Source organism: Rhizomicrobium sp. (assembly GCF_056722145.1).
This window is the reverse complement of record NZ_JBWZET010000075.1, coordinates 1-11,081: the sequence shown is the minus strand read 5'-3', so window position 1 is coordinate 11,081 and position 11,081 is coordinate 1. Positions and strand designations below refer to the sequence as shown.

General features: G+C 63.1%; 12 protein-coding genes. 4 read left to right on the top strand and 8 right to left on the bottom strand.

The genetic code is table 11. The features are described from left to right. The 4 genes from AC1P6P_RS04230 to AC1P6P_RS04215 form a co-directional block, all read right to left on the bottom strand. Positions 1–461, bottom strand: a 461-nt coding sequence (locus AC1P6P_RS04230) for a PAS domain-containing protein (RefSeq protein ID WP_481401191.1), incomplete at its 3' end; no start/stop codon positions are given. Positions 462–507: 46 nt separating this feature from the next. Beyond that, the gene (locus tag AC1P6P_RS04225; RefSeq protein WP_481401190.1) at positions 508–678 is read right to left on the bottom strand and encodes a hypothetical protein; all 171 of its coding nucleotides are present in this window, start codon (positions 676–678) and stop codon (positions 508–510) included. 19 nt (positions 679–697) lie between these two features. Continuing rightward, on the bottom strand, positions 698–2,128 hold the full coding sequence (locus AC1P6P_RS04220; RefSeq protein ID WP_481401189.1) for a sensor histidine kinase: 1,431 nt from the start codon (positions 2,126–2,128) through the stop codon (positions 698–700). 79 nt (positions 2,129–2,207) lie between these two features. Then, positions 2,208–3,647: a sensor histidine kinase gene (locus AC1P6P_RS04215; RefSeq protein WP_481401188.1), complete on the bottom strand. Its 1,440-nt coding sequence runs from the start codon at positions 3,645–3,647 to the stop codon at positions 2,208–2,210. A 146-nt stretch (positions 3,648–3,793) separates the two neighbouring features. Here AC1P6P_RS04215 and parE point away from each other — a divergent pair, with 146 nt between their 5' ends. Beyond that, positions 3,794–5,755, top strand: a complete 1,962-nt coding sequence (parE, locus tag AC1P6P_RS04210; RefSeq protein WP_481401187.1) for a DNA topoisomerase IV subunit B — start codon at positions 3,794–3,796, stop codon at positions 5,753–5,755. A 145-nt stretch (positions 5,756–5,900) separates the two neighbouring features. Beyond that, a complete protein-coding gene (locus AC1P6P_RS04205; protein WP_481401186.1) occupies positions 5,901–6,101 on the top strand; it encodes a hypothetical protein in 201 nt (66 codons plus the stop codon). A gap of 11 nt (positions 6,102–6,112) precedes the next feature. Here AC1P6P_RS04205 and AC1P6P_RS04200 read toward each other — a convergent pair whose 3' ends face one another. After that, positions 6,113–6,814, bottom strand: a complete 702-nt coding sequence (locus tag AC1P6P_RS04200) for a ceramidase domain-containing protein (protein ID WP_481401185.1) — start codon at positions 6,812–6,814, stop codon at positions 6,113–6,115. Between the two features lie 68 nt (positions 6,815–6,882). Continuing rightward, positions 6,883–8,751 carry a DEAD/DEAH box helicase gene (locus tag AC1P6P_RS04195; protein ID WP_481401184.1) on the bottom strand — a complete coding sequence of 623 codons (1,869 nt, stop codon included), beginning with the start codon at positions 8,749–8,751 and terminating at the stop codon, positions 6,883–6,885. 225 nt (positions 8,752–8,976) lie between these two features. On the opposite strand from AC1P6P_RS04195, the gene AC1P6P_RS04190 reads away from it, so the two are divergent. Next, a complete protein-coding gene (locus AC1P6P_RS04190) occupies positions 8,977–9,159 on the top strand; it encodes a hypothetical protein (protein WP_481401183.1) in 183 nt (60 codons plus the stop codon). A 130-nt stretch (positions 9,160–9,289) separates the two neighbouring features. On the opposite strand, the gene AC1P6P_RS04185 is transcribed toward AC1P6P_RS04190, so the two are convergent. Together AC1P6P_RS04185 and AC1P6P_RS04180 are read right to left on the bottom strand one after the other, a co-directional pair. After that, positions 9,290–9,781 carry a hypothetical protein gene (locus AC1P6P_RS04185; protein ID WP_481401182.1) on the bottom strand — a complete coding sequence of 164 codons (492 nt, stop codon included), beginning with the start codon at positions 9,779–9,781 and terminating at the stop codon, positions 9,290–9,292. Positions 9,782–9,898: 117 nt separating this feature from the next. Next, entirely contained in the window at positions 9,899–10,102 is a 204-nt protein-coding gene (locus AC1P6P_RS04180) for a hypothetical protein (RefSeq protein WP_481401181.1), read from the bottom strand. Positions 10,103–10,606: 504 nt separating this feature from the next. Between AC1P6P_RS04180 and AC1P6P_RS04175 the strand changes: the two genes are divergently transcribed. Then, positions 10,607–11,081, top strand: a 475-nt coding sequence (locus AC1P6P_RS04175; RefSeq protein ID WP_481401180.1) for a DEAD/DEAH box helicase, incomplete at its 3' end; no start/stop codon positions are given.

Sequence of the window (11,081 nt, the reverse complement as noted above, 5' to 3'; positions counted from 1 at the left end):
AAATTGTGAAACGTCTCGTAGACCGTGGCGCCGATCAGGCCATCGCCGGTGTGCCCGTCACGGCTCAACGGCATGGCAACGCGTTCACCGAAACCAAAACGATCGACGGCCTGAAACACCTTGCCGGTTTCCAGGAACAGCGACGGCTCGCACACGATGCGCCTGAATCGGGCGAACATCGCGGGATATTGCTCCGTCGGATAGAGATTTTCCATCGGCGTATTGCGCAGGGTCTGGCCGAACACGCGCTCGATGAGATCGCCCGCCAGCCGACCGATCAGGCGGTCGTTGACGTCGTCATAGCGATACGACCAGACGATCTTGAGTTGCGGTCCGATCCGATTGGGACGGATGTCGCTCCAGTCCGGCATCGCCCGGGCACCGCAGGCGGCCTTCCAATGCAGGGCGACGGCACGCAGATCGGGCGATTTGATCGACGCTTCGAAGCGGTCGAAGCTCATGACAACGCCTCCACCGCACGGCCTTAAGGGATTGCCGGCAGGTCAATCATTTTTGCGCCGGCACTGGCGCCGGTTCGGCGGCCGGCAGTTCGTCGGGCAGCGCCTCGTCCGGCTTGGGCGCCATCACCTGCGACGGCGACAGCGAGCCTTTCAAGACCGCGATCAATTCGGCCAGCACCGACGGACGTTTCGGCGGGAACGGCGTTCTCCAGTGCATGGCGCCTGCCCTTCTTGAGTTAGGCCGCTTCGGACGATTGCTTCGGCGGTTCGGCCGGCAGCACGACGTAAGCGCGGGTGCCCTTGCCGTATTCGCTTTCGAGCCACGCCCGGCCGCCATGCAGTTCGGCAAGTCCACGCACCAGGGCAAGACCGAGACCCGTGCCGCCGGCTTGGCGGTCGTAGCGGTTGTCGACCTGGCTGAAGGGCGTGAAAATCTTGTCGAGCTTTTCGCGCGGGATGCCCGGACCGTTGTCTTCGCAGACGATCTGGAAACCGCCGCCGTTGGCCGGCCCGGCGGTGACGGCGATCTTGCCGCCTTCGGGCGTGAACTTGACGGCATTGGAGACGAGATTGATCAGCACCTGCTTGAGGGCGCGCTCGTCGGCATAAAGCGGCGGCGCGTCGGGCAGCACGGTGATGACGAGTTCCTGCTTCTTCTCGCGCGCCTTGGCGCCGATCAGCTTGAGGGCGATGTCGAAGGTGCGGTGCGCGTCGATCGGATGCGGCGAGATTTCCATCTTGCCGGCTTCGATCTTGGCGACGTCGAGCAGGTCGTTGATCAGCGAGAGCAGATGGGCGCCCGACGAATGGATGTCGCCCGCGTATTCCTTGTAGCGCGCCGAACCGACCGGGCCGAAGCACTCCTGCGCGATGATTTCCGAGAAGCCGAGAATGGCGTTTAAGGGCGTGCGCAGTTCGTGGCTCATGTTGGCGAGGAACGCGGTCTTGGAGGCGTTGGCGGTTTCGGCTTCGAACCTCTTGCGCAAGGCGTCGTCGCGCGTTTCTTCGAGTTCGCGAGCCAGATCCTCCACCTGGAAGCGCAGCCGCGAGTCCTCGTCGAGGCGATGCATCAGGCGGCGGCCGTCAACCAGAAGCTGGGCGGCGAAGGCCGGCAGGATCAGCGCGATGCCGAAATCGATCACGCTGGTCGAGAACATGAAGCGCATCGCGCTCATCAGCGTCAGCGGCACGATCGAGGCCAGGAACATGTCCATGTGACTCGAGCGCGACACCACCAGCATCGCGAGCACCGCGGCAGTGACGCCGCCGAGATAGATATGGTTGAGCGTCGAGGACGGGTCCCACAGCAGCCACGGGGCGAGGCCCCAGGCGGCGCTGATGATCGCCTGCATCGCGACGATGCGCGAGAACCACGGGCGGGTGCGCTCGTATTCGTTGGAGTCCGAGGTGTCGTACTGGTAGATCGACACCACCGACGCCGACAGGATCATCGTCGCCGATACGATCACCGGCACGAACACCGCGACGTTGAAACTGGCATGGCCGAACGCGCCGAAGCTGTCGGAGCCGAGCCATGCAATGGCCAGCGCCCAGAACGGCGATGAAAGCCGCGTCGAACGCACCGTCTGCGAAGTGAGATCCAACTGCGCTTTCAGCACGCGCACGTCAGTGCTTCTTTGGCTGCGCAGTCGCTTGATGAACTCCACGGGATTTCCCCTTTAGCCCCGATCGTCGTAAATGGATGCTAGAGTCCGAGGGTTAAGATTTACTGAGAAAAACCGGAACTCATTGCGTTGCGCGCTTTAGTTCGTGCTTAACGCTTACTAACGGGAAGTAAACGGATACCGTCGTTCCCTGCCCTTCGATGCTGTCCATCCACGCGCGGCCGCCGTGCAGGCGCGCCAGTCCCTGCACCAGCGCCAGCCCCAGGCCGGTGCCGCCGTGATGATGATCGAAACGGTTGTCGACCTGGCTGAACGGTTTGAACAGCGTCGCGAGCTTGTCGGCGGGGATGCCCGGACCGCTGTCGACGACCGTCAGCAGCATGCCGCCGTCGTCGGCTTCGTTGCACTGCACCGCGATGTCGCCGCCCGCGGGCGTGAATTTCACCGCGTTGCTCAGAAGGTTGAGCAGGATCTGGCGGAAGGCGCGTTCGTCGGCAATGACTTCGCCGAGCTGCGGATCGGCCCAATACGAAATGTTCAGCGATTTCTCGCGCGCCCGGATCGCCATGATGCGCTCGACGCCTTCGAGCGTGCTGGTGAGGTGCAGCGGCCTTGGATCGATTTCCATCCGTCCCGCCTCGATCTTGGCGACGTCGAGGATTTCGTTGATCAAGGTCAACAGATGCGTGCCCGAGGAATGGATATCGCCGGCGTATTCGGGATAGCGCGGATTGTGCGGTCCCAGCGCCTGGGTGGAGATGATCTCGGAAAAGCCGATGATCGCGTTGAGCGGCGTCCTCAATTCGTGGCTCATGTTGGCGAGGAAGGCGGTCTTCGATTTCGAGGCGGTCTCGGCCTCTTCGCGCTTCTGCACCGCCTCGTCACGGGCGATCGCCAGTTCTTGCGACAAATCCTCGTTGGCGAAGCGGGCCGCCAGCATGTCGTCGACGCGTCTGCGGGCGCCCAGGCCCGAAAACACCATGTACCCCATCCATACCGGATAGATGCCGCAGAACACATGCGCGGCGATGCCGTCGGAGGTGATGAAGCGCAGCAGCAGCGGTGCCGCCAGCGCGGCGAGGCCCGACAGGAACACGGTGCGCACGGCGCAGCGCGTCAACGCCATCGCCCACAGCGCCATCGCCATCACCACCACGACGAAACCGTTGTTGGCGGGATTGCCTTCCAGCCATAGCGACCAGGCGACGCCGCCCCAGCAAAGGCCGATCACGATCTGCAAGGCGGTGAGACCACGGCGGACGCGCGTGATGCTGTCGCGACAGACGGCGGGGTGAAGCCTATGGGCGAAATGGGCCGCGGCGGCGGCCAGCGCTTGGATACCGACCGCCAAAACCATCCGCCACAACGGCAGGTCGCCGAATTCGGCGCGCCCGAACCACAGCCCCAGGCAGGCAATCGCCACGCCCGCCGGGTTGAACCAGACAGTCAGCGGCAGGGTCTCGATCAGCAGCCGGATGCGCGCCTCGCAATAGCGGGCGTCTTCCTGTTTCGGGACCGGTATGGCGGACAAAAGATCGGGCATGGCGAGCGGGATGGGCAAACGGGCCCATTGTGCGAAATGAAAATGCCCTCTACGTCTAGCGGCAGACCCGTTAAGAAAGTGCCTGCCGGTAAGCCCTCTGGCGTGCAGCAGCCTCCATTTTCTACTATTAGGTTCGGTTTTCGATTCGAGTTTGCGTGTGAAGAATGGCCAAAGACCTGTTTGATAGCGTTCCCGCAAAGGGCGGCCGCGAGTATACGGCCAAGGACATCGAAGTTCTGGAAGGGCTGGAACCGGTACGCCGGCGCCCAGGCATGTACATTGGCGGCACCGACGTCACCGCCCTGCACCATCTCGCCGCCGAAATCCTCGACAACTCGATGGACGAAGCGGTGGCCGGGCACGCCAGCCGCATCGAGATCGACCTCAAAGCGGGCGACATTCTCGAAGTCCGCGACAACGGTCGCGGCATCCCGATCGACCCGCACCCCAAGTTCAAGAACAAGTCGGCGCTCGAAGTCATCATGACGGTGCTGCATGCGGGCGGCAAATTCGACGGCAAGAACTACGAGACCTCGGGCGGCCTGCACGGCGTCGGCGCCTCGGTGGTGAACGCGCTGTCGGAATGGATGGAAGTGGAAGTCTTCCGCGACAAGCGCGGCCACAAGATGCGCTTCGAGCGCGGTATTCCGATCGGCAAGCTCAAGGAAACCGGCCCGGCGGCGCGCCGCGGCACGGTCACGACCTTCAAGCCCGATTTCAAGATTTTCGGCACCGAAACGCACTTCTCGCTGTCGCGGCTCTACCGCATGGCGAAGTCGAAGGCGTATCTGTTCCGCGGCGTCGAAATCCGCTGGACCTGCGATCCCAAGCTGATCGAAGACGGCAAGGTTCCGGCCGAAGACACGTTCCATTTCCCTGGCGGCCTCACCGATTACCTGCAGGGGGAAATCGAGGGCAAGACCACCGTCACGCCGCGGCTGTTCTTCGGCCGCTCCGAGAACAACGGCAAGGGCACGCTCGAATGGGCGCTGGCCTGGGTTCCCGATATGGAGCCCTTCACCCTCAGCTATTGCAACACCATCCCGACGCCGGCCGGCGGCACCCATGAGCAGGGCCTGCGCAACGCGCTGGTTCGTTCGCTGCGCACCCATGGCGAGCGCACCAACAATAAGAAGACGGCGCAGATCACCCCCGAAGACGTGATGGCGAGCGCCTGCTGCTGCCTGTCGGTGTTCATCCGCGATCCCGAGTTCCAGGGCCAGACCAAGGACAAGCTGTCCTCACCCGACGCGCAGCGCCTAGTCGAAAACGTGATGCGCGACCACTTCGACCATTGGCTGGCCGAAGACCCGGGTACCGCCGACAAGTTGCTCGACTACGTCATAGATCAAGCCGAATACCGCCTCAAAAAGCGGCAGGAAAAGGAAGTCGCGCGCAAGGCCGCGACCCGCAAGCTGCGCCTGCCCGGCAAGCTGGCGGACTGCTCGCGCGACGAAGCCGAGGGCACCGAAATCTTCCTGGTGGAGGGCGACTCGGCCGGTGGTTCGGCCAAGCAGGCGCGCGATCGCGCCACCCAGGCGATCCTCCCGCTGCGCGGCAAGATCCTCAATGTTGCCAGCGCCGGTGCGGGCAAGCTCGCCCAGAACCAGGAACTGACCGATCTGATGCAGGCGCTCGGCTGCGGCGCGGGCGCGAAATACAATGAAGACGCGCTGCGCTACGAACGCGTCATCGTGATGACCGATGCCGACGTCGACGGTGCCCACATTGCCTCGCTCTTGCTCACCTTCTTTTATCGCGAGGCGCCGCAGCTGATCAAAAACGGCCATTTGTTCCTCGCCATGCCGCCGCTCTACCGCCTCACCCACGGCGCCAAGTCGGTCTATGCCCGCGACGAGAAGCACCGCGACCAGCTCTTGAAGACCGAATTCAAGTCCAACGCGAAGGTGGAAGTGTCGCGCTTCAAGGGCCTCGGCGAAATGATGCCGTCGCAGCTCAAGGAAACGACCATGAAGCCGGGCTTGCGCACGCTGATCAAGGTGATGACGCCCGACGAGGACAAGAAGGACACCGACACCATGGTCGAGCGCCTGATGGGCAAGAAGCCGGAATTGCGCTTCCAGTTCATCCAGGAAAACGCGCAATTTGCCGAAGTCGACGTCTAGGCGCGCATAAAGCTGTAACAAAACGCAATAATACTGCGGGTGCGACGCTGTTTCCTGATTGCGGCATGCATCAGCCCAATAGTGTCCACAAAGATGCCTTTTTTCACCGTCAAAGCCGCGTACGTGATTAGCGTTGGAGTTCGTGATGTCTGAGGTTTGCCGCAATCTGTCGACGTGTGGTTTTTTCCAGAAGCACGCCGAGAACGACAACCCGACGCATCAGGGCTCGATCAAGGTCTATTGCCGCGGTCCGCGCTGCGAACTGTGCGAGCGCGAAGTCTATCGCAAGACCCACAAGGCGACCCCGCCGGACGATCTGTTGCCGACCGGACTGTTGGTGGCCTGAAGCGGCGCGCGTCAGTTAAGGCGCGCGCGCTCCGCTTTTTTCATCTTGACCAGTAGCACGATCCCAAGGCACGCCGCGGTCGAAAGCCCGATGTGCCAGAGGAAGTGCGTTCCGAACGGCACGTACGGGCAGACGATCAGGTCGATCGAGCGCGCGCCCGCCGCGGTCAGTCCGGCGGCGATGATCGACAGCCCGAGAAGGCCGGTGCGGCGCCCGTATTTGGCCCAACTTCCCGACACCATGATGATGCCTGCCACGGTCACGGTCGCGAACATCGGCAGGGCAAAGAAATTGGGCGTGATCGCCGACAGCGTCTTGCCGAGATAGCCGACCCCGGCGATCGAAAGCGCCAGCATCGCCGCCATGCCGAGAAGGCCTGCCGCCCAGCCGTAAAGCTGGCGAATCCACAGCACCGTCAGCACCAGCAGGAACAGCACGCCCGGGACCCAATCGAGCGGCAGCGCCCATTGGGTGCGCAGTCCGTGCCACAGCGTGCTGCCGATCCCGACCCACACCAGCAGCACCAGCAGCAGGTTGAGGTCGCCGGAAAAGCCGACGCCGGACTTCTTGATATGGCGATACGCCAGCCACGCCGCGATCAGGATGGCAGCATTGGTGATGGTGTTCACCGGCTCGTGCATGCCGAGCCACATATGCGGCTCGCCAGTGCCGGCGATGAAGGTATCGCAATAAATCGGAAAGCCCCGCGCCATGCACGCACTCCCGCTGGTTAGGCCGTCATCATATAGGCACCCGCCACCGGTTTTGCAGTCCCGTGCGGCTAAACTTCCAGCGCGCCTTTGCGCCGCTTCGGCTTTTTCTTGTCTTTGTGCTTGGGCTTGCGGGCAGCGTCGGGCTTGCCCTTGAATTTCGGCTTGAAGGCCGGCTTACGCTCAGCTCGTCCGTCCGGCCGCGCGTCAGACCGCGTTTCCACAGGCTCCGCCGCCGGCGGGATGAACCGCGGATCGGGCTCGCCGCCGTCGGTGGGGAAAATCTTCACCCCGCCCTTCTGGCGCGCCGAAATCCTGGCGGTGAAGGTTTCGGCGAGCGCCCCATCCAGCTCGAACCGCGTCTCGTGATCGAAGATGCGGATTTCGCCGATGTCCTTTTTGGTCACCTCGCCCTGACGGCAGATTTCCGGCAGCAGCCATTTGGGATCGGCGTTGCGCTCGCGCCCGACGCTGATGCGGAACCAGACGCCGTTCGTCAGCCCGCGGCCGCGCGACGGTCCCCGCTCCTTCTTGGCAAACGGCTCTTTGCGTTCGCGCGGCTCGCGCGGTTCGCGGCGTTCATAGGCCGGCCGGTCGTGCGCCCGCGGGTCATAGTCGCGCTTGCGCGGGTCTTCCACGAATTCCTCGATGTCGAACGGCTCCGGCAGGCGCTCGCGATAGAGCTTGGCCAGCGCCGAGGCGATTTCGAACGGCGAATGCCGCTCCAGCAGCGCCGAGGCAATCGTGCGGTCTTCGCCGGCATCGGCGGCCTCGAACAGCGGCGCATCGAGCAGCCGCTCGCGGTCCTGTTTGTAGATCGCTTTCGGCGACGGCGGCTCGCTCCAGACATATTGCAGCCGGGCGCGGCTCAGCATTTCCTCGGCGCTGCGACGGCGCGAGGGCGGCACCAGCAGAATGGAAATGCCCTTCTTGCCGGCGCGACCGGTGCGACCCGAGCGGTGCTGCAGCGCTTCGGCGTCGTTGGGCAGATCGGCGTGGATCACCAGCGCCAGATCGGGCACGTCCAGGCCGCGCGCCGCGACATCGGTGGCGACGCACACCCGCGCCCGCCCTTCGCGCAGCGAGGTCAGCGCCCGATTGCGCTCGTTCTGGTTCATCTCGCCCGACAGCGCCACGACATCGAAGCCGCGCGCCGCCAGACTCTCGCCCAGCTTTTGCACGCCCATGCGCGTGGCGCAGAATACCAGCGCCGACGGCGGATCGATAAAGCGCAGCAGGTTGACGACCGTGCGCGCGACCTTGGCGTGAGCGATGCGGATGGCGCGATATTCGATGTCGGCGTGGCCGCCCTCGTCGGTGGCCATCGCAATGCGCAGCGCATCCTGCTGATAGTTGCGCGCCAAGGCCACGATCGGCTTCGGCAGCGTCGCCGAGAACAACAGCGTGCGCCGGCTCGCCGGCGTCGCCTGCAGCAGGAATTCCAGTTCCTCGTGAAAGCCGAGATCGAGCATCTCGTCGGCTTCGTCGAGCACCACCACCTTCAGCGCTTCCAGCCGCAGCGCGCCGCGGCGCAGATGGTCGCCGAGCCGTCCCGGCGTACCGACGACGATATGGGCGCCGCGGTCGAGTGCCCGGCGTTCCTTGAACGGGTCCATGCCGCCGACGCAGGCCGCGACATGCGCCCCCGCCTCGGCATAGAGCCAGGTGAGTTCCGCCTGCACCTGCAGCGCCAGTTCGCGAGTCGGGGCGATGATCAGCGCCAGGGGCGCGTCGGCCGGCGGCAGTTCCCCCGCTTCCAGCAGCGAATCGGCCATGGCGAGGCCATAGGCGACGGTCTTGCCCGAACCGGTCTGGGCCGACACCAGCAAATCGCGCTCCGCGGCTTCGGGCGCCAGCACGGCTGCCTGGACCGGCGTGGGCGTGGTGTAGTCGCGCGCGCGCAGGGCGCGGGAAAAGGCGTCGGGGAGAGAAGAGAACACAGGGATTCCTTGCGTGTACCCGCAAAAAGCGATGGCCAGTGGAGAATGGAGAAAACGGCCCGGCAAAGGTGCGCCCGCGGCCCTGAAGGGGTATATGGCGTGTAACGGTGACAAAACCAAGGCGCCCGCCAGGGAGATCGGCGTGCGGCGTCCGGACCGAATATCGTTATTGGCGGAATGGCCATACGGGTCTATGTCCGGCGCCGATGTTAAGGGTAATCGATCATGACAAGAGAAGAAGATGTTCTGGCCGCCTTGGACGAGAAGCCGATGGCTCTTTTCCCGCTGCAGCAACGAGTCGATCCCAGCAACAAGAACACCGACGCCCTGCAGGAACTGCTGTTGCAGATGCGCGCCGCCGGCAAGGTGAAGTTCAACATCCACAACGGCCGCTGGAGCAAGATCTGACATCTGCGCGCCTCGCCGGTCTTCAACCGAGACGGCAGCGGCGCTGCGCAGACGTGCATAGCGGGGGGATTCCCTAAGGCGGCAAGATGATCGGCGAATCCTGAATGCGCACCGCAACATCGGAAACGCGTTAAAGGAAAACGACAACGAGCGCCGCCAGAGCTACAACAAGTGCAACCACTGCCACAACATCGCGCCAACGGTTTTTGAGCGCGATTTTCTTCATGATCGGCTCGCACTCGACGAGGCGCTGAAACCTCTCGACAAGGCCGATAAAATCGGTCGATTCGACAGTGGTATAGATTGCCTCTCTGTCTTCTCGATTCTCGCGGGACCTGGCGATGTTTTTCCGGACGTCGCCGAGCTGTTTTACGAGAACGGGAAATTCAGGGAATACGGGAATGATTGCCTCGTATTCCAACTTCTCTACCATGATATCGATTTTGATGGCGATTTTGGAGATGGCCGTATCGATTGCATCGTGGCGAGCCCGATGACAATCGAATCGGGCATCGGCGACCCACCCGTCGATGTCCCCCTCGCTGGCGTTGTTGAGCAGGCCATGAATGACATCGACAAGGCGGCGGCCGCCGTAACGCAGTTCATTAATCGAAGGAAACACGATCTCGTTGCAGACTTGCTCTGCAAGCTTGATGTCGCGCTCTGCCCGGTTCCACTCGTCTTTTATGGAGACAAGTATACCGATCTATTTTTCGGTAAATTCCATTACGAGGGTGCTTCAGGCGGCAACCTTCTTTTGCAGGCGCGCAACCGCGCGGCCGCCGCGCTCTGAGAGGGAGTCCAACGACCGCTTGGTCATGTACAAGCCGTTTTTCAGGGAGATATTGCCGCGGGTGAACCGCGCAACAATCCTCCTGTTGGCTTGGGCATTGGCGACCTCGTAATCCGCCAACGTCAAATAGTTATAGAGCCTGCGAAGCATAGCTCTCTCCTCCCCCAAAATTCCGCCCCCGAATCAAGGTTGCGCGCCCTAGCATACTGCGATCACCACGGCAAGCAGTCTGGGATTTAATTCGCATCATGTGAATTGTCGTCCCAACATTCTGGGTCTGTCCAGGCGGCGACACACTTAATAGTATTAACCTTTCAACGCCTCGACATGCACCAGTATGCAACTCCGGGATTAAGACCTGGTTCTGACATTATGTGGGGGGCGCGGCAGCTCGGTTGAAGGCAGCGTGTCGACACGTCGCGAGAATATTTCTCGCGACACGGTGCGCGCCAACGCCGGCCGAGCGGTAACTACGCACGCCACGAAACCTTGACTCTTCGCCCTTTGTTCCGCATATGCCGTGGCACAGGACGAGCGGTGCCAATACGGGCGCTGCTGGGCGCTTCATAGGGCGCCCCTTGTTTCCAGGCGCAAGTCCCGCGCCATTTAGGAGCGCTTTTGAGTGAAGTGACGAACGCCAGCACGGACGCTGGCATGCTGGAAGCCATCCATCCGGATATTTCTAGTAATCAACAGACTGAAACTATTACCGAATCTTCTCCGACGCCAGCTTCGGCCGCGGCCGAGCCCCCGTCCCTCCCGAGCGATCCCAGCGTGGATACCGCCCCGGCTGAGGACCTCCCCTCCCCCCCTTCTTCCAGCAGTGATAACAATTCCGTTGCCGAAGAAGCTGATGATTCCGCAACAATCTTAGTCGCGCCGGAAACGGCGCCCGCCACCGGCTTTTCCGGCCTGGGCCTGTCGCCCGAGCTGCTGCACGCCGTCGAGTCGGCCGGCTACACCACGCCGACCCCGATCCAGGCCGAAGGCATTCCGCTGGTGCTGAAGCGCCGCGACATGATCGGCATTGCCCAGACCGGCACCGGCAAGACCGCCGCGTTCGGCCTGCCCATCCTGCAGCGCCTGATGGCCACCCGCGCCCGCCCCGCCCCGAAGACCTGCCGCGCGC